This window comes from Paenibacillus sp. FSL H7-0942 (assembly GCF_045040715.1).
GTDB classification, from domain to species: Bacteria; Bacillota; Bacilli; order Paenibacillales; family Paenibacillaceae; genus Paenibacillus; species Paenibacillus amylolyticus.
On sequence record NZ_CP150279.1, the window covers coordinates 3,697,592 to 3,717,219 of the forward strand.

The 19,628-nt window shown below is 41.9% G+C and carries 16 protein-coding genes and 2 pseudogenes; 11 read left to right on the forward strand and 7 right to left on the reverse strand.

Translation table 11 applies throughout. The annotated features are described in order from the left end of the window. Nucleotides 1–85: 85 nt before the first annotated feature. Both MHI48_RS16435 and MHI48_RS16440 read right to left on the reverse strand, forming a co-directional pair. On the reverse strand, nucleotides 86–535 hold the full coding sequence (locus MHI48_RS16435) for a DUF5808 domain-containing protein (protein ID WP_405141089.1): 450 nt from the start codon (nucleotides 533–535) through the stop codon (nucleotides 86–88). Continuing rightward, on the reverse strand, nucleotides 532–1,125 hold the full coding sequence (locus tag MHI48_RS16440; protein ID WP_405141091.1) for a DUF1648 domain-containing protein: 594 nt from the start codon (nucleotides 1,123–1,125) through the stop codon (nucleotides 532–534). The genes MHI48_RS16435 and MHI48_RS16440 overlap by 4 nt, the downstream gene beginning before the upstream one ends. A 153-nt stretch (nucleotides 1,126–1,278) precedes the next feature. Between MHI48_RS16440 and MHI48_RS16445 the strand changes: the two genes are divergently transcribed. From MHI48_RS16445 to MHI48_RS16465, 5 genes are all read left to right on the forward strand, one after another. Next, entirely contained in the window at nucleotides 1,279–1,845 is a 567-nt protein-coding gene (locus tag MHI48_RS16445) for a hypothetical protein (RefSeq protein ID WP_405141092.1), read from the forward strand. 278 nt (nucleotides 1,846–2,123) lie between these two features. Continuing rightward, nucleotides 2,124–2,369 carry a hypothetical protein gene (locus MHI48_RS16450; protein ID WP_076317753.1) on the forward strand — a complete coding sequence of 82 codons (246 nt, stop codon included), beginning with the start codon at nucleotides 2,124–2,126 and terminating at the stop codon, nucleotides 2,367–2,369. Nucleotides 2,370–2,718: 349 nt separating this feature from the next. Further along, complete coding sequence (locus tag MHI48_RS16455; RefSeq protein WP_405141094.1) at nucleotides 2,719–3,282, forward strand: GNAT family N-acetyltransferase; 564 nt, start codon at nucleotides 2,719–2,721, stop codon at nucleotides 3,280–3,282. 96 nt (nucleotides 3,283–3,378) lie between these two features. Further along, nucleotides 3,379–3,954, forward strand: a complete 576-nt coding sequence (locus MHI48_RS16460) for a TetR/AcrR family transcriptional regulator (RefSeq protein ID WP_405141096.1) — start codon at nucleotides 3,379–3,381, stop codon at nucleotides 3,952–3,954. A 209-nt stretch (nucleotides 3,955–4,163) separates the two neighbouring features. Beyond that, nucleotides 4,164–5,204 (forward strand): NADH:flavin oxidoreductase, encoded by a 1,041-nt coding sequence (locus MHI48_RS16465; protein ID WP_405141098.1) that lies wholly within the window; start codon nucleotides 4,164–4,166, stop codon nucleotides 5,202–5,204. 293 nt (nucleotides 5,205–5,497) lie between these two features. Here MHI48_RS16465 and MHI48_RS16470 read toward each other — a convergent pair whose 3' ends face one another. Continuing rightward, on the reverse strand, nucleotides 5,498–6,517 hold the full coding sequence (locus MHI48_RS16470) for an alpha/beta fold hydrolase (RefSeq protein ID WP_405141100.1): 1,020 nt from the start codon (nucleotides 6,515–6,517) through the stop codon (nucleotides 5,498–5,500). 145 nt (nucleotides 6,518–6,662) lie between these two features. Between MHI48_RS16470 and MHI48_RS16475 the strand changes: the two genes are divergently transcribed. After that, entirely contained in the window at nucleotides 6,663–7,571 is a 909-nt protein-coding gene (locus MHI48_RS16475; protein ID WP_405141102.1) for a LysR family transcriptional regulator, read from the forward strand. A gap of 770 nt (nucleotides 7,572–8,341) precedes the next feature. Here MHI48_RS16475 and MHI48_RS16480 read toward each other — a convergent pair. Both MHI48_RS16480 and MHI48_RS16485 read right to left on the reverse strand, forming a co-directional pair. Beyond that, nucleotides 8,342–8,782, reverse strand: coding sequence for a fascin domain-containing protein (locus tag MHI48_RS16480; RefSeq protein WP_405141104.1), 441 nt, complete (start codon nucleotides 8,780–8,782; stop codon nucleotides 8,342–8,344). A gap of 978 nt (nucleotides 8,783–9,760) precedes the next feature. Beyond that, nucleotides 9,761–10,945: pseudogene (locus tag MHI48_RS16485) on the reverse strand (transposase); the annotation flags it as partial. Between MHI48_RS16485 and MHI48_RS16490 the strand changes: the two are divergent. Then, nucleotides 10,912–11,810 (forward strand): annotated as a pseudogene (locus MHI48_RS16490) (IS30 family transposase). The pseudogenes MHI48_RS16485 and MHI48_RS16490 sit on opposite strands and share 34 nt — an antisense overlap. Nucleotides 11,811–12,116: 306 nt before the next feature. Here the strand turns inward: MHI48_RS16490 and MHI48_RS16495 are convergent. Further along, nucleotides 12,117–13,517, reverse strand: coding sequence for a hypothetical protein (locus MHI48_RS16495; RefSeq protein WP_405141106.1), 1,401 nt, complete (start codon nucleotides 13,515–13,517; stop codon nucleotides 12,117–12,119). Nucleotides 13,518–13,824: 307 nt separating this feature from the next. Continuing rightward, complete coding sequence (locus tag MHI48_RS16500; RefSeq protein ID WP_405141108.1) at nucleotides 13,825–13,989, reverse strand: hypothetical protein; 165 nt, start codon at nucleotides 13,987–13,989, stop codon at nucleotides 13,825–13,827. Nucleotides 13,990–14,202: 213 nt separating this feature from the next. On the opposite strand from MHI48_RS16500, the gene MHI48_RS16505 reads away from it, so the two are divergent. From MHI48_RS16505 to MHI48_RS16520, 4 genes are all read left to right on the forward strand, one after another. Beyond that, nucleotides 14,203–15,126: an endonuclease I family protein gene (locus tag MHI48_RS16505; RefSeq protein ID WP_405141110.1), complete on the forward strand. Its 924-nt coding sequence runs from the start codon at nucleotides 14,203–14,205 to the stop codon at nucleotides 15,124–15,126. A gap of 21 nt (nucleotides 15,127–15,147) precedes the next feature. After that, a complete protein-coding gene (locus MHI48_RS16510) occupies nucleotides 15,148–16,158 on the forward strand; it encodes a S8 family peptidase (RefSeq protein ID WP_405141112.1) in 1,011 nt (336 codons plus the stop codon). Between the two features lie 886 nt (nucleotides 16,159–17,044). Then, complete coding sequence (locus tag MHI48_RS16515) at nucleotides 17,045–17,365, forward strand: hypothetical protein (protein WP_405141114.1); 321 nt, start codon at nucleotides 17,045–17,047, stop codon at nucleotides 17,363–17,365. Nucleotides 17,366–17,641: 276 nt separating this feature from the next. Continuing rightward, nucleotides 17,642–19,573: a fructose-1,6-bisphosphatase gene (locus MHI48_RS16520; protein WP_405141116.1), complete on the forward strand. Its 1,932-nt coding sequence runs from the start codon at nucleotides 17,642–17,644 to the stop codon at nucleotides 19,571–19,573. The last annotated feature ends 55 nt before the right edge of the window (nucleotides 19,574–19,628 follow it).

Genomic DNA, 19,628 nt, shown 5'->3' on the forward strand with positions numbered 1-19,628 from the left:
CGTAGACACGATCTCGTCAAGCTTATCGACGGTTTCCCCATACATCTATATACCGGTTGAGGCGAGTACTAACCTCCAAGCCTGGTTACACCACAACTAACAGTACGATAATTCCGAGCAAAATTAGCCAGCATACTGGGTGACCGAAATTTAATCCCCAGCCGACTCCGAACCTTTTCTCGACGATTAGGTTTGAATCCTTGCGATTGCAATAAATCATACCTAATAGCCATTTATCATCATCATGGACAGGTCTGAAATTGGAGCGATCTGCCGATTGCTCCAAGCGGCTTCCGCCCTGACCAGCCCAGAACGATAATGCTAAGGCGTATAGGATAATAAAGGCTATTATGATTAGGACAATGGGAATAGCGAAATTGATGTTAAGCAGAGATATCATATTTAGTTGCACGACGGACAACAGGATAACTATTAAGAAGCTTGCTGTAATCATAAAACCTGACCAAGTACGGCGGAAAGTTACGTCTTGTCTGATGGATCGGTTCGGATCAGTGGGTTGAACCTGCTGCTTCACTCTGCGAATACTCCAATTCTCAAATATGAACACAAAGATTTAGCTGCATAGCCGTCTACGTTCCAACTGCTGTTGTAATGGATCGGAATCTGATCAGGAATTAGGTCGTAGTTGAGTAGCACAGTTACAATACCAACAACAATAATGAAAACATGGATGAGGAACCAGTTACTAGACAAGTTAATGTTTCTTTTCCGAAAACCAGTGTCCACTGCTATGATCGATGGTTCCAGAGCAATAGGCAGCATAGGTAGTAAACTTTTCATTTTGAAATGATAGCTAATGTTTATGACTAGGGAGATTACGACCATGGCGAGTGAATAAGTGACAATGATCCAACTTTGTTGCTTGGAATGTTCATCACCGTATATTAAGCAGATGATACAAACAATGAATAGGATGGTATGCAAGGTAGCACTAATCCTAACATATAACTTCCGCATCTGGCGCAGAGGTTCGCTGTGAAATTGTACAGCGCTGACAGTGACCCCAAAACTAATCGTCTCTCTTGTTAAATAAGGCATGCTTATCATGAGTATAATGGAAGGTACAAATACAAAGATCATTACTATAACAGGCATTATCGTCATATCTTTCGCCTCCTCTTATACATAAGTGTGTATTTGAAAACTCTATAACCTTTAGAGCATATGCGATGCATCACTATGTCTTTTTGCGTATGATATCCTTTTAACTTAGGGTAGGTAATCGACTTGAATATAAGTTAATTATAATCGATTTTAGTGGATATATGGGTGGAATTAACATTTCAAGTTCAGGCCAACAATGTTAATCAAAAGTTTCTTATCAAAATCCATATCTCAACGATTTCCATTCAATCAAAAGGGAATATCGCATCAGAGCTTATTTGGCTTGAAGCTCTGGTTAAAGATACAAATCTCGTCGTACCTGTACCTGTTAGAGATCTTCAAGGTGATCTGGTAACAGAAATCTTAACTGATCTTAGAGAAAATACAATCATGGTGACTATTGGATTCATGGAAGCGTACTTCAAAGAGAGCCAACAAGTAATGAAACTGAAAATTAGCTCTCTTAATGACGGCTCACTTAATCAATTAAAACGGTTAGTAAATTTAGAGCTTATCTCAAGTGAAGTGTTTGTTCATGTGGAAGAGTCAGCACATAAAATAGCAGATGTGATACAAAATTATAAACGTTTGCCAAGTAACTGGGGAGTTATTCATTCTGACCTTCATGAGAGTAACTATGTTTTTTATGAGGATACTCCTCAACCTATAGATTTTTCGAATTGTGGCTATGGCTTTTATTTATTTTATTTCATCGTATAGCAAAGTAAATCAACTGGAAGAAAATTATGTCGAGTTATTAGAAGCATTTTTTATTTGGTCATTCATTAGGACTCTCGCATTCCATTCTCTAAATCCAAATGAACAACAATCCTTAGCGCCAAATTTTCCATCAGTTATTGAAAACTATTTTAGGAAATATCTTAAAGGAGAAAAATTTTTGTTAAACTAAGGAGTAGGTTAGTGTAATTTCCCGTTTTAGATAACGTTATAATATAAACAGAGTTCAAGACATGAATACAATAAATGGAGGGGTAGGATTGAACAAGTATGTGTTACATATAGTTGCAAGTGTAATTTGCATATTGTTACCTGCTGTTGGTCTCTTATATGTTTTGTGGGATAGCCACCAACCCAAAATAGGACCTGTAGGAGACGGAAAACCGAATTATCCTTCAATATCTCAATGGATATCTATTGGCTCTTCTTTTATTCTTGGAGTAGTTAATTTACCTCTTTCCATAATTCGATATAAACAAAAGGCTAAAGAAGATATTAAAAGTTAATGCTTTATTGCGCTAACGTAGAAATTATAATTCAATATACGACGAAAATGAAGCTGCCTGTGTTAGCCGGCAGCCTTCATTACGTTAATGGGCAGGGTAGATGAATTTTGTGAATATACGCCAGGTATGCGAACGATAAAAACATAAACTTTTAAGATTAAAGACATGCTACAGTCTTCAGAATCGCAGAATAAAGAGGTCGAACCCGTCCGAATTTTATGGCTATCAGCCCTTCGATGGTGAAGTGCCTTCATGTACAAGATACGATCATAATCCATTAAACCGGAAGGATTATCTCTTACATGTCTTGAATCACGATAAATCTGAATTAAAGCTGGAGGCGAATGAGATGCTGGAATTAGAGTTTACGACTATAGAGGAGTGGGATGAAGCATTGTGGGCGCGGATGGAGCGAATCTATCATGAGGCTTTTCAAAGCGGCGCTAAGACAAAAGCGATTCTGCGCAGTATGCTGGACCGAAGGATTGGTTATTTACACACGGGCGTGCATCATGGAGAAGTGGTTGCGATGGCTGTTACTGGACTGGAGGGGAAGGTTGCGGACCGCATCCTGATCATCGATTACCTCGCGGTTGAACAGAAGTTGCGTGGGTGGGGCATAGGGACCTGGATGCTAGAGCAACTCAGAGCCTGGGCCTTAAGGGAACACCGGATCAAAGGTATGATTATCGAGGCGGAGTTCGGGACAACGGAGGCTCATCAGGAACGCATTCAGTTCTGGCAACGCAACGGGTTCATCCTAACCTCCTATGTCCATCAATATAGAATGGTGCCAGAGCCATATCAGGCAATGATGCTGCCACTGGATACAAGTACGCATGTGCCTGATGATGGTGAAGCACTGTTTCGTTATATCAATGCTTTTCACAAGATTGCTTACCGGAAGAGTTAGACCGCATTCAATGGACCTGCAGGAAAATACCGTAGAGATTAGGATGTAAAATGATCAGTTCTTGACTGCGTGGTCAATAACTGATACATTAATCCCATGAGCAGACCAAGAGAATTTGATGTCGATCGTGTATTACACCAGTCTATGGAAGTGTTCTGGAATCAAGGCTTCAAAGCAACTTCTTATGAGGACCTTACGCGTACTACAGGAGTCAAAAAGCAAAGTTTGTACTGTGTTTTTAAAGACAAGCGATCGTTGTTTCTGAAGGCGCTGGCAATTTACCGTGAACAGGTTATAGCGAAACTGAAAGAGATTGAAGCCCTGGATTCGTCTCCCGTTGATAAACTGGATACCTTACGATATTCCCTTTTAGACGATGAAACTAGCTGCCAAGGGTGTCTAATTGTGAATGCATCACTCGAATTCGGAACAGATGACGAGCAGGTCACACGCGAAGCTGAGCTCATGGCAGAAGAGATTCAACTGGTATTAGAGAAGATCATAAGTAGTGGCCAGAATCAACAGTTAATTTCCAACCGGTATACGAGTATAGAGCTAGCATCTTATCTAAATAACACTATTCTTGGTGTGAGAGTTATGGAGAAATCAGGTTCATCCCGTGAACAGATCGAGACGGTTCTGCGTACTTCATTTGGCATGATCATGTCTTGATCTTTTTTTTGTGAAATTCTTGACTACGAAGTCAAAAATAATTGAAGGCGGATTAATACACCACGAAAGCTTGAAGGAGGTGGGGCTTTTCGAGAAAAATCGTGTATTGATTCATTTGGAAATAACGTCTAGCTGTTAACCAGGCTGATTGCTGTTTAACATCTCCTAGGTCAATTTATATAAAAAAAACGAAATATGTGGAGGTTATTATGAATTATTCTCAATCCGTAGAAGCATTGTTCCAACCTATAGAGTTAGGTCACTTGAAGTTATCCAATCGGATCGTGATGGCGCCGATGACGCGTCAATTTTCTCCGGAAGGTATCCCGGGTTCGAATGTTGCGGGCTATTACCGCCGCAGAGCAGAGAACGCAGTGGGGCTTATTGTGACAGAAGGGACAATAATTAATCATCCGGATGCATCCAATCAAGCCAATGTGCCGCACTTTTATGGTGAAGCTGCAATGAATGGTTGGGCACATGTTGTATCTGAAGTACATGATGCTGGTGGTCGAATTATTCCACAGATCTGGCATATGGGAGCCAAAGGTCATGTTAATGATTATTCGGAAGCTGAGATTGCTACAATCGTTCAGGAATTCGCACAAGCAGCCTCAGAAGCGAAACGCGTTGGGTTCGATGGTGTTGAAATCCATGGAGCACACGGCTATCTGATCGACCAATTCCTGTATGAGAAAACCAACTCTCGTACGGATCGTTACGGTGGAGATATGATGGCTCGCACACGTTTTGCAGTTGAAGTGATTGAGGCTTGCCGTAAAGTAGTGGGATCGGAATTCCCTATTGTACTGCGTTTGTCTCAGTGGAAGACAGATGATTATCAGGCTAAATTGGCTGAAACACCGGAATTACTGGAGCAGCTTCTCGCACCGTTGGTTCAAGCTGGAGTCGATATCTTCCACTGTTCCACACGCCGTTTCTGGGAGCCGGAATTCGAAGGGTCTGATCTGAATTTTGCTGGTTGGACCAAAAAACTGACTGGTAAACCGACAATCACTGTTGGATCGATTGGTCTTGATGGTGACTTTACAAGTCTGTTCACAGAAGGTAAAGGCGCAAGTAACGCCAGTATCGAAGGATTGGTACAACGACTTCAGAATGATGAGTTTGATCTGGTTGCTGTAGGCCGTGCTCTTCTGGTCGACCCTGAATGGGTTAAGAAAATTCAAGAAGGACGTACTGATGATCTGGTTCCATTCACAAGAGAGGCGATGACTGTACTTACTTAATTGTAGTTATAATCATTAGGAATATGTATTAATCAAACACACCTTCAAGATCATCTTGGAGGTGTGTTTGTAATGCCAACCAGAGTGAGTTATCCGGTGGAATTAAAGATGAAAGACATAGAGATGAGACTGGCAGAGGATGCAAAAGAAAGATCGGAATAAGGTCCTCAACTTCATTATTGCTGGTTCCTTAATTTCTACATCATCACTCAACAACACCACTGCTTGGGGGGGAGCTCTCCCTCCGAAAGATCAACGCTTCTCTTCACTGAATTCCCAATGCAAGTGACGATCTATTCATTAGTGCTAAGTGACAACAAGTGTTTTAGATTGTCATCAATAAATTGATTATCGGCACTGTTGATTCCACGACCGGCAAAATGGCCCCAGATCGATTGGATCGGTTTCAAGACCGCATTAGGTATACGCTTAGCTTCGTATTCATTATCTTCCGCTGTGCAGAAGAGATCCGTGCTTCCCGGCATGATACAGGCAAAAGCTTTTATGCTCTGAAGTGCTTTATCAAAGTCTCCGTTATAGGAGGGGTTTGCACTGATATCTGCATGTTGACCTGTCCATAACATGGCCAGAACATTATGCGGATCCATATTCATAAAGCTATTTTCCCAGACACCAGCTACAAAATCCTCCAATATGTCAAATCCCATCTCACGGTATAGCTCTTCTCTATAAAACGCATGTGATAGTCCCCATCCCGCATACACCCGACCAACGGCACGCATGTCTGTAGAACTTAGTTGGTTTAATTTACTTGAGTCGAAGCCGACTGCGGATAGCAGTGAAGCTTTCACGCCTTCCAGGACCACAAATGTGTGAGGCCAAGGTTTGGCGATGCCTCCGAAAGGTGCAATTCGTTCAACCATCTCCGGGTAACTTGCCCCCCATTGAAATGCCTGAATGCCGCCCATCGACCACCCGACGACGAGAGCAATCTTTTCAATACCGAATTTTTCGGTCAGCAGTTGTTGCTGGAATCGAACGTTGTCATAGATGGTTACCTGTGGAAAGTTAGCCCGATCGAATGGAGGAGGCGTGTTACTGGGAGAGGAAGAGAGCCCATTGCCCAGCAAATTAGGAACGATAATAAAATATTTCTCTGGATCCAGTGCCATCCCGCTGCCAATGAGCCATTCATTCTGAACATGCTGATCTCCAAAAGCCGTTGGATAGACAACAACATTATCTTTCTGTTCATTTAATTTTCCATAAGTTTGATAAGCGAGATAAGCGTTTGGTAACGTCACTCCTGATTGTAAGAGTACATCACCCAAATTAAAAATTTCATAATCCATCGTATAATTGCTCCCTTCAAAATGAAACACCACAGGTTCACTGTGATCTCTTGTACTCAGTATAGAGCTGTGATACTCTCAATAAAAGTGAATAGAATTCAAGATAGTATTCAATAAAATTGAAAGATGAAGGAGGGATCATCGGATGGAATTGCGTCAACTGAATACGTTTTGTACGGTTGCAAAAACATTGAATTTCACGCGGGCAGCAGAAGTGCTGAGCTACGTTCCTTCTAACGTCACGATGCAAATTAAAGCATTGGAAGATGAGCTAGGTGTTCGCCTCTTTGATCGGTTGGGCAAGCAACTCGCGCTCACAACTGCGGGTAAACGCTTTTTAACACACGCCCAAGGCGTTCTCGAAAAAATGGACGAGGCTCGTAGTGCTGTCCATGATAATGAAAAACTAAGTGGAACCTTAACGATAAGTGCGAATGAGGTTATTTGCTCCTATCGGCTTCCACCTGTCTTCCAACGGTTTCGTTCGCAGCATCCGGGAGTTCGCTTAATTTTCCGCTCAGTTCCGAATCAAGAGCTCAAGCAAACGCTCTTTGAGGGGACCACGGATATTGTTTATATGTTGGATGAACCTATTCGCTCGAGTGGACTTTCCGTGGAACCTTTGCTGGAAGAACATTTCCGATTGTTAGCTGCTCCAGATCATCCACTCGCCAAACGAACTGTGCTGCAATTGGAAGATTTTCATGATGAAGTGTTCCTGACAAATGAGAAGGGTTGTCCCTATCGGACGATGTTTGATCGGTCATTTGAGAAAGAGGGCATTGATAACATTACATATTTAGAGTTTCAAAGTGCTGAAGCCATTAAACAATGTGCAATTTCAGGAATCGGTATTGCCTTTCTTCCTGAGATCGTCGCGGAATCTGAAGTTGAACGCGGAGAACTTGTTGTCCTCCCCTGGCAAATTCCGGACTTGCAGGTATATACACAGATGTTGTGGCATAAAGACAAGTGGCTTTCACCAATCATGTTATCTTTTATAGAAGCAACTAGGGAAGTTTTTGGTTCACAGAGTGAAAATAAAACCGTATAGCTTATGTACGAGACATCAAACTCTTGAGCACAGTAAAACGCTGCTGAAAGTGGGGAGATATTATTTATGATTCCATTAGTATACGACCAGATTAACCATTGGGGAAAAGACGATGAATTTTTCCTTGCAAAAATCCACAACTTAAACCAAAGAAATCGACCATTCAAGAAGAAAGACTCAGCGCACTTCGGAAAGAAAATCTAAAATTAGATAAAGAAATGAAAATGGTTCTAGAGCAAAATATGCATTTAACTAGAAAAGTGATGGATTTGGAGCGCAGACTAGAGCAAATTTTCGAGCAACAAAAACCCAAAGTCCTTAAGGGGCATTCTACTGTATAACGGATTGCCAAACCAAGTGTGATATTTCGGTTACGAACTTCGTAAACAGACTTCCAGCCTAGACATTTTCGTGTATGAAGGTTAATGAGATAGATGAATTAAAACTCCATCCGTAAAATACACTTGATAAGTGTTATTGGATTCAGTTCCCTGGTAATCCTTAAAACTCTCTCCGTTTTGGCTTTTAGGATCCATGTGATAATCTGACTGTCGCTCTTAATTCCAAACTTCTCCTTGTTTCGACTATACGCCTAACCTTCTTCCACTCGCAGACGAACAGCCTTTTTCTCATTTCTTCACTATATCGATTAAAGGTTTGGCCTTTTTTCGCTGGCATAACAAAAAGCCCCTCCGGTTTTCAGTGTTGAGATCATTCTAACATGATCTCTTTTTTCACTGTCTACCTTGAGGGGATAATACCAAGCCCCCTTAAGTTATTTTTATGAATTCGAAATGTTCACTTTCATCAAGTGTTTCTACATCAGCTCTCAGCATATTATTGTCCACTCTAACATATTTATGTTTACCGTGTGAGTAAAAAGAAATTTTGTCTTTACCGCTAATTGTATGGTAAACAATTTCAAAAGTTTGAGCTGTGCCGATTACAATGTCACTAGTTCTTAGAAATGCATCCTCATTATCTACAGTTACAAAATATTTTATATGACTTCGTAAACAGAATGTATTTTCGTTTTGCCATGGCATCGGTACGAACTCAATTCTTGAACCTGGTTGTTCTGTGTCATTGACAACAACTATAGGTCGAAAAGGTGTAATAAATGCATCTAAGTATTTCTCCTTACTTGTTTTTATCAAATAGAGCCCTAGGTCTGGGGTAGAGGCTTTTTGAGAAAAAGAATAAGTTTTCATGTTGTCACTCCAATCATAGTAACTTTAGTCTTTTCGATTTTTTAAAATAACCTCCCAATAACATCATCATTTATACTTGGGAGATCTACTAATGTCATTTCTAAAGAATATACCTTCAATGAAATATTCTTTAGTTTAGTGAATATTTGCTATTAACTGACGCATATCTGGTCGATTTCCTATTCAATGAGTTCGTGGAAATGAAAGAGCATCCTGTTGAGGAGACCACTTATTTCTAAGAAGATCTCTTACTTTGGAACAGGTCAATAATTCTTTGTTTTTTGCACGAAAATTCTCTTGTAAACATCCGAGTACTTCTACGACAATTTGCGAAGCACTTGATGTACAGCTAAATTGATCTTTATACTGTTGACTCTTACCGCTACCCGCCAGAAGGGCACCATAACCGGTTGTTGTGCTTCACCTCCTCATGCTTGTACATTCAAACACAGTAAGCGCATCAGCTGGTTCTGCATCGGGTTTAATAAAAGCAGTTTCTACAGAGCTCTCATTGCGAATACGTTCGGCAAATTCCTCATTTTATCCTCAATGACTACTACGTTGTAGTACCTGGAAATATCAGAAGATGTAATACTGTTCATAGAGCATCAGGAGCTTATGGCCATAGAAAATATAGGTTCAAGAATTTTCCCTCCGAGAAGATGATATTCATTAATTCATTCCCTCGAACAGATTCCGAACTAACCAATCCATTTTCTTTTTTACTAATATTCAATTGTGGCTTAACCGCAACAATAAATTGGCCTCCCATTTGTTAATGCTCCATTCGTTAATAATTTTTTTTGAACAGTACTAGCATTGTGAAATTTCACTCAAATTATTCGTCAAGGAAATTTCACGATTATTTAGTTAATACCGTACTCTTGTAATTATTAGTTCTCAGGTGATTAAATCGTCAATGAGCCTAAGTAGCTCTTGATGCTAAGCTTATTGTTGCTGAAGGTTTAAATAAATCACTCAACTTTCGCAGCTCAAATCTCCAAACAAACCCTTGATATAGCTGGGTAAACCGGAGATCCATTCTTGTAGTTGACAAAAAACGGTCGTTTTGTTCTTTTTCGTTTTTTCCTTTGCCATTTCAAGAAATAATCTCATCAGTTGCTGAAGCGCGGTCTGGAAGTCCAGATCGCGAACTTCATCGGCAAATAGAAAAAAGAGTCCACCGAGTGTACGGTCATCACTGGATTCACGCCGTTCGTATTCCATCGCCAAATAACGGCTGAATACAACCGTCGTATGGCTAATCAATTGGTCGAAAGTCGAAAGAACACCCTTGAAATTCCGTTCCCAGTTTTAAATAGCTTTTTGTGACTTTAAAAAAGGTTTCAATGCTCCAACGCATGCCGTAGATTCGTACGATTTCGGCATCATCCAGCGTGATGTCTGTGCTTAAAATGGCAAGTCATTCCCGCTTTTTATTCCGGTTACGCACAAAGACCAGCTTCACCGGCAGACCGTATGAAGTATGCACGACCACGGAGCCTTTGATGTCTTTTGCACTTGATTTTGGCAGGGTTTAAAACACTTCTCCCAGTGTCATTCGCTGTCCCGACATGAGATATCGCTGCTTCATTTTTTTCACCATCCCAATCACAGGCAGACCTCTGTCCCTGAACTTCCGAAGCAGTGGGGCTTGCGTAAACCAGCTGTCCATCAACACATAGTCCGCGTGAAGCCCGCTGTTAAAGCCTGATCTAGCAAGCCCACAACCGCATCTGGCTTCCGGGAAAAAGCCTCGCTCCGGCGTTTGTATCCGTGGCTACGTCTCGAAAGCTGGCAAGCCATTTCACATAAGCGATTGGCGAATTTCGCAGAAGACAGCATTACAAAATCCAGCGAAGCAAAGCTAAAGCCGTCCGACCAGTCGAGCGTGAGCATGGTGTATCCTTTAGAAAATTTGCCTGTAGAGTGGTCAAACACACGTGCCAGCAGCTCTGCTTTTTTACTCCGGTTCCGGGTGAGTACTGAATCATCAACGATAAATACACGCACCCGTTTGGAGGAAATGAGCGATTCAAAATGGCGTACGATCCGAAGACTTAACGTTTGCAAAAATCGCCGCCACGCAAAAGAAGATTGATTCAAGAACCGATAGACAACATCTTTACATGGAAGCTCTGCTCGGCGATCACTCTCCAAAAGTCCACCAGCAAGGAAAAAGTTCACGAGCTATCGCGAAAGAACTGGGTAGGCATCCTTCGACCATTTGCCGTGAGTTGGAGCGCACGGTTTCATCACAACCCTATCAGGCTGAACACGCTCAAAGGGCCTATCAGCGAACGGCGTATGGCGTCTGTCTCTCCCGGTAAATGGTCAGACGCTCTGGGTACTTCCTTGGGTGAAAAACTCAAGGCAACGTGGTCTCCAGGACAAATCACAGAACGTTGCCGCACCAAAGGTCTGCCTGTGGTCTCCTTCAAAACCATCTATCACTGGATCTACGCAGGTCGGCTGGTTCAAGGCAACGTTAAAGATCCTCCGACACAACGGGAAGCGTCAAAAACCCACAGAAACTCGCGGTACATTCGCTATCGGCAGATCCATTTCGGATCGTCCAAAAGAGGTCCGTTTTCGTGAAACGTTTGGACACTGGGAACTGGACACCGTCGTATCGGATCGCGGGAAAAGTAAAGGGTGCGTAGTGACGTTGATTGAACGAAAAACACGCTTGTATACGGCTATTCTCATGCCGGATGGTACGGCATTGTCTATGGAAATTGCGCTCGGTGTAGCCATCTCACAGTACCCTACAGCTACCTTCCTCACAGCCACGGCTGACCGAGGTAAGGAGTTTGCTTGCTATGCCAACCTGAAAACCACCCATGACTTACCCGTTTATTTTGCAGATCCCTATTCGTCTTGGCAACGCAGTGCAAATGAAAAAAATGCGAACGGTTTGCTTCGAGAGTTTTTCCCTAAAGGCACCGATCTCGCTAAAGTGGAGGATGAAGATCTCGCCCGTTCACTAGATTTAATTAATCACAGACCACGAAAATGTTTGGATTAGAGAACTGCTCACGAATCTTTCACAGAGGAACTGTCGCACTTGGTTTGACAATCCGTCATTTCTAAATCTCTAGGGAGTGCTGCGTATTAGTTTTATGAGCATATTTTCAAGGATTGTACTTCACTAACGTGCAACTATCGCTTAATAATTAATTGGATGAGGCTGCCGGAATGACACGGCATCCTCGTTGATCTAACGGGTAACGATAGTGAAAGGCAGCCGACCAGAACGATCGTCTGCTTATCGTTTAGGTAACGTGCTTAAACTATATTAATCGTTATGGTTTCGTTAATTGATTCGACTAACTTATTGGTCGTATTTCTCCTGTACGATGCCAATACCAGTTCTACTAGCTATGTCATGAGGTAAATTTTTTCGTTTGCATTCGTCAAATGATACCCTTCCAGCAATTTCAGCTGCTGCAATCCCAGCGGCTACACCAGCAATGATTCCCCCACCAACAGTCGCAGCAGTAGTTGCAGAATAAGCTGATATAAAGGCCGCATAAGCAGCTTCAGTTGCAATCACTGCGCATGCAATTATTTCAGCTTTTTGTACAGGTGTAGCTTCTGGAGGATATCTGGTTTCAAGAAATACTTCAATGACTTTTGTTTTCATTCCAAAGCAAGGATAAGGAACTTGCTGTCCAAGAACATCCTCATAACAGGTTGTAGAATATGGTTCATCATAACTTATTTTTCTGATTAGGTTTCTGTGTATGCCCGGTCCCAACTCCTCAGCTGGTGGAGGGGTTACAAGGGCAGAAAGAGTCGCCGACATGAGCTTCGCATTATCCCAGCCCGAGTCTCTTCCGACAAGTCTGAGCGTATTGGCGTCCATCTTGATTAACTCGCCACTTCTAACGAGATAGACGTGTTCACCTGATGCTGCCATGAGTGTCGCATTTTCCCATCCTGTGTCCCTTCCGACAGGTCTAAGCGTATTAGCGTCCATTTTAATTAACTCGCCACTTCTAATCAGATAGACGTGTTCACCTGATGCTGCAATGAGTGTCGCATTATCCCATCCTGTGTCTCTTCCGACAGGTCTAAGCGTATTAGCGTCCATTTTAATTAACTGGCCACTTCTTACCAGATAGACGTGTTCACCTGATGCTGCCATGAGTGTCGCATTTTCCCATCCCGAGTCTCTTCCGACAGGTCTAAGCGTATTGGCGTCCATCTTGATTAACTCGCCACTTCTTACCAGATAGACGTGTTCACCTGATGCTGCCATGAGTGTCGCATTATCCCATCCCGAGTCTCTTCCGACAGGTCTAAGCGTATTAGCGTCCATCTTGATTAACTCGCCACTTCTTACCAGATAGACGTGTTCACCTGATGCTGCCATGAGTGTCGCATTTTCCCATCCCGAGTCTCTTCCGACAGGTCTGAGTGTATTGCTGTCCATCTTGATTAACTCGCCACTTCTTACCAGATAGACGTGTTCACCTTGTTGTCTGGCAAAGTGGTAGTCTATTGCATTGACAAGATAGGTTGGAAACGTATAGAAACGATTATCGTAATAGGAAGGATAAGCATGGTAAGGATGGTAAGGATGCAACTGATTAAAGCATATGCAGTTCCCAGCTCTACATGGGTTGTAATAGTAATTTGGTTGTTGAAATAATACTTCATATTGAAGTGGTAATGATTGGGTTGCATTAGCGTAATATAAAGAATTTTGATTTAGGCTGTAATAGTTCATTTGATTACTCCTCTTCTTTAGTTAAAGGCATCTTATGCGGTTTATAGGCAAATGGACATAAGGGTAAATGCCTAATTATTTTTTTGGAGAAATCAAGAAACGATTTTACGCTAACGGGTAACTTTAGTTCAATAAAACAGCGACAGTCTAGGGCTTTATTTTCTCGTCCTTTGCTGTCGCTGTTTCAATTTCTAGGGTCAGTCTAAAAACTTATTCAATGGAGTCTGATGGTATTACAATTCGAAAAGCCGTGTGGAATAAAGATATCCAGTCTAATACTTTATTTTCTGCTGACATTGATAACGATTTACTTTTTATAAGATATCCCGGAATCTTTTTCAAAATATGTTGGGGAAAATGTCTTTCTTTGTCGAACCTGCTGTTCTGAGATCCAATCTATCTTTTGCGGATGATTGAAGTCAAACCGCAAGCCTTCAGCCTTGTGCAGTGCATCCTGCAAAGCTTTTTCCATATCTTTAGCCCGGAAGCTCCGTTGGTAAAGTTAGTTGTATCAAAAAATAAACATCCATTTCTTAGTGTTCGACATTTTCCATTGTTAGAATCTCTGTACGTAATTGATGCTCATCATTTACCGGAACTTTTTTCTGCGTATAGTAAAATCTAAAATCGACCATGCTACTTCATGGCACATAAGAAATCAACCCAAAATTAGGAGGTTTATGCATTGGATCAAAGGATGATGTCTGATACACAAACGACAGTTCAGATTGATGATATCCGTCATTTACTAACAGGCATGGATAGCAGCATCAAGCTACTTGAAACTAATCTTGAACGTATAGGACTGAATGATCGTGAATATTATGATGCCGCACAAGATCAGACAGATATCCAACAGTATTACAACAGTGTTGATCTGTCTACTACCGATTCAAAGACATTATTTCGTTCGCTTAACGAGCTGTTAACCCATACGCACGAGAATCAGCCCAACTACGGAAGCAGCGGTCAGCACCTGAAAACCTGGGTAGATTTACACTCCGATGGGACTTTTCGAAGCATATACTCCGGAAAAGAAGCCGACCCGGTTTCCGTATTAAAAGAAGATCAAGAATTCCTTCAGCAGCAGGATGTAACGAGTGAAGGCGGCTTACCGCTTAATATTGAGCATGTTGTTCCACAATCCTATTTCAATAAACGCGAACCGATGAGAGGTGACCTCCATCACCTCTTTTATTGTGAGATCGGCTGCAACAGCTATCGCGGCAACAAGGTCTATGAGGACTTCCCAAATTTTAACCCGGAACGGATTATGACCAATGACTCGACAAGAGACCATTGCGGTATGGAAACAGGCGGAGATGCACGAACAGGAGGTGAATTCGAGCCTGAATATGGAAAAGGATTCGTAGCGAGAGCCACTCTTTATTTCTTGATGAGGCATGGTGATCAGATCAAACCGGAGTTTAGAAGCAAGTTTAACGTTCAAGTCTTGCTGGACTGGCACAAGCAGTTTCCACCGAATCTGCTGTATGAGAAGCACCGCAATCAAGCGATATTCCGTATACAGGGTAATCGCAATCCGTTCATTGACATGCCGGAGCTTGCATCGAAAATCGATTTCTCAACGTTTAGTCAATTTCACTAAATCTACTAAGGAGATGTCCATATGACTGACTTTCGAATACCTAAGTATGAAGTATTAGCACAAGAAGAAACGATTCACGAGATGCCTGCTGGTGTTCAGATGATAAAAGCAGAACATATCTGGGAAGAAAGCCGCAAAGGCGAAGATGTTGTTGTCGCGGTAATCGACAGTGGTTGTAATGTACAACATGCCGATTTGAGCAGCAATATTGTAGCAACACGCAACTTCGTTGCTTCTGAAGGAGGAGATAGTGATGTCACTGACTTCAGCGGTCACGGCACACATGTTGCAGGTACGATCGCGGCTGTAGAGAATGGAAACGGTGTTATCGGTGTAGCGCCTAAAGTGAAGCTGCTGATCGCCAAAGTTATGCAGCGGATTAATAGAGCTGGAGGCGTGGACTTCGGCGCCACTAACGAGGACATCGTAAAAGCAATTCAATTCTGTATAAAGTGGCGTGGCGGTCCAGACAATAGGCAGCGCGTTCGCGTCATTAATATGTCCCTCGGTGGACCAGACGACGATCCAGCTCTGCACGATGCCGTGAAGGCTGCCGTTGATAACGATATCTTGGTTGTCTGCGCAGCAGGCAATGAAGGCAATGGATCTGGTGCAGCAGAAGACGAAGTCGGTTACCCCGGCGCTTACCCAGAGGCTGTATGCGTAGGAGCCATTAGTTTGAACGGCACTTTCCCTGGCTTCACCAATACCAATGATCAGGTGGATCTTGTTGCGCCTGGTGACGGCATCTGGTCGACTTATACTCAGCCTAAGTATGCACAATTAAGAGGAACCTCAATGGCCTCACCACATGTGGCTGGCGCTGCCGCTCTGCTCATTAATTTTCTTGAAACCAAATATAGAAGAAAATTCACAGAACCGGAAATCTATGCTCAGCTAATCAAACGAACCGTATCACTCGCACAAGACCCGAGACTGGAAGGGTGCGGTCTACTGCAACTTAATCATCACGTCGTCGTAACTCCCGAATCTGTTCGTGTACGGAATCACGAACCTGGGCTCACGAGATAGTCTAGAGTAAAAACACAGCCACCTCTGAATCAGGCTTTTATTTAGCAGTGCTATCGTTGGGAGGGACTTCATGTTATATGCAAACATGCCTTGTGACAAGGTTGATACGTGCAGTAACGTCAGTCACTAACAATCCTTGCTTCACAGGAAACAAATCTGCCGTACCACTTTTTATTCTAACTCCATCAGTAAACGTTATTCCGTCATAATATGGCGTCAGGACCTAAAAATCGACCCAATCGACGAAATAGGGTTTCCGTGATTCGTTACAGCTCAGACCTGTGCAAATCAGAGCAAATAACATAAATAAATAACACTAGTAAGGAATGTCCACTGTTATTCATGACTTATGGGACAGTCCTTCGAATTATTTGGTCAACCAGAGATTCTGGTTGGCTTTTTTTAATAGCTATTTTATGCTGGAAGTAGCCGGGAGAACGTGACAGCCCCTGGGGACAAACCTCGTACTAAAAACAGTTCTCCCACCGCCCTTCTAGCATGTTTGATGGTTGAGGCCAGCCGTTATTTTAAAATCTACAGTACATTATCACCGTATGCTGGTGCTCTATTTACAGCAATAAGCTGAATATGAGAAAGCTTGACTTGACATAGCATTAGCTAGTTTTTCGTATGTATAAGTTTGTTGTCCTACAATTGTATAAAAATTCATCTTTATATTAGAACAAATGTTCTGTATAGTTATAAGGAACACTAGTTCTCATGTGTGCGAATGAAAGAAGCAATTATACATCGTAGTATGCTAATTACACAGAAAATAAGGTGTAATTCTATTGAAGGATTGTTATAAAAGGGATTACTTTAAATTACACAGTTGACAGTCAACATAAAAATCGGGGGTCACTTTATTTTTGATACAAGAAACCCTTTGGTAAAAGTATGGGAAGAATGGGAGAAGGACAAAACTCCTGACTTAGCTAAAGAGAGACTAAGCGGAGATCCTTTAGAAATTTATACAGAATATGAAGGGTTTGAGGGAGATATTTACACTTTCTATGAAATAGTAAAAAATACCAAAACAGAAAAAGTGTTAGTTCATGAAAAAATGCAGCTGAGGTTTCGAAATCAAGAAGAACTTGATGAGTCGCTGAAACAAATTGGTTTTTCAAAAATTAAAACATATGGTGATTGGGAATTTAAACAAGCAAATTCGGAAAATAGATCGTTTATTTTTCATTGTGTAAAATAGCAGTTAGTAAAAAAATGTCGAGAAACAAGAACATGCTCTCATTGAAAGTCGCTATATTAGCAGCTTTTTTATTCCTAAAATAACTACAGACATTGTTCATTCAAATCCATTCAATGAAATTTGTTCATATATGATGAACTGGAGTATGATGGGGGAAGGCAATGCTGATAATCACCATATAATCAATGCCAAGTATAGAGTGTAATTTTATATAGGTCTAAAGCTTTTGGACCCGGCTATACAACACCATACTTCCTTGAAGGGGGGACATCTGTTTTGGATGAGCAGTTTCTAGATTTATTGGCCGAGAAATATGATACGGAAGAAAAAATCATAACAGAGATCATCAACCTTGAAGCGATCTCCAATCTCCCAAAGGGAACCGAGCATTTTGTCAGTGATTTGCATGGGGAGTTCCACGCTTTTCAGCATGTACTAAGAAACGGTTCGGGTACCGTCAAAGAGAAAATCAAAGAATTATTCCGGGAGGTATGGACGGAACAAGAAATCAATGATTTTGCGGCGTTAGTTTATTACCCGGAAGAAAAAATACAGCTGGTTATAGGGGAACTGAGCAATAAACAGGCTTTGAACCAGTGGTATAGACTAACAATTGAACACATGCTTAAGCTTATTTCTTATGCCTCTTCCAAGTATACACGCTCAAAATTGCGTAAAGCTCTGCCGGAGCAATATGTATATATTGTAGAAGAGCTTTTATACAAGACGGATTCGACCAACAATAAGAATCCTTATTACGAGGAAATATATCGGCAAATTATATCCTTGGGCCAGGCGGACAATCTCATTATCGGACTTGCTTATACGACACAGCGCCTGGTCGTTGACCATCTTCATGTGGTTGGAGATATCTATGACCGGGGGCCGTACCCCGATAAAATTATGGATACGCTGATCAACTACCATTCTGTAGACATACAGTGGGGGAACCATGATGTCCTCTGGATCGGAGCCTACGCAGGTTCCCTGGTCTGCCTTGCGAATATTATTCGGATCTGCGCCAGATACGATAATCTGGACATCATTGAAGATGTATACGGAATCAATCTGCGCCCACTGCTAAACCTGGCGGAGAAATATTACGAGGACAATCCGTCCTTCAGACCTAAGCTACAGGCTGGCCATAATGTATCGGAGCAGGAGATTCTGCAGATCACCAAAATTCACCAAGCCATTGCCATGATTCAATTTAAACTTGAAATCCCGATTATCAAGAGACGCCCATACTTTAATATGTCTGAAAGACTTTTGCTGGAGCAGATTGATTACGACAACAATGAAATCAACATCTGCGGTAAAACATACCTGCTGGAAAACACCTGTTTCGCAACCGTAAATCCGCAGAAACCTGAACAATTGCTGGAGGAAGAACGCCAAGTGATGGAAAAGCTGTTGTTTTCCGTTCAGCATTCCGAAAAGATGGCCAGACATATGAATTTTCTCATGAAAAAGGGTAGCCTTTATTTAAACTACAACGGGAATTTGTTAATCCACGGCTGTATTCCTTTGGATGAAGAAGGAAATATGGAAGAAATGCAGATTGAAGACAAGACATATGCGGGCCGTCAATTGCTTGATGTTTTTGAAGACTATTTACGTTACGCCTTTGCGCATCCGGAAGAGACAGAAGATCTGGCGACGGATATGGTATGGTACATCTGGACAGGAGAATGCTCCTCGCTCTTTGGAAAGAGAGAAATGACCACTTTTGAACGGTATTTTATCCAAGATAAAGAAGCACATAAGGAGAGAAAGAATCCTTACTACCATTTACGTGAAAATGAAGAGATCTGTCGAAAAATCTTGCAGGAGTTTGATTTGAATCCAGATCATGGACATGTCATTAACGGGCACACGCCAGTCAAAGAAATTAGTGGAGAGAACCCTGTAAAAGCAAATGGGAAAATGATCGTGATTGACGGCGGTTTTTCCAAAGCCTATCAATCCACAACGGGCATTGCCGGATATACCTTGTTGTACAATTCCTTTGGCATGCAACTTGTCGCCCATAAGAAATTTAACTCAAAAGAAGATGTCTTATGTAACGGAACGGACGTGTTATCTCTAAAAAGATTGGTGGACAAAGAACTGGCACGGAAACTGGTGAGGGAAACCAATGTCGGGGAACAGCTGTTGCAGAAAATCTCAAATTTGAAGGATCTATTAGACTATCGCCACATGAAATGAAACGATTGCTAAAGTACACATTCGGAGCAACCGTTTGAGTGCAATTGGACGTAGA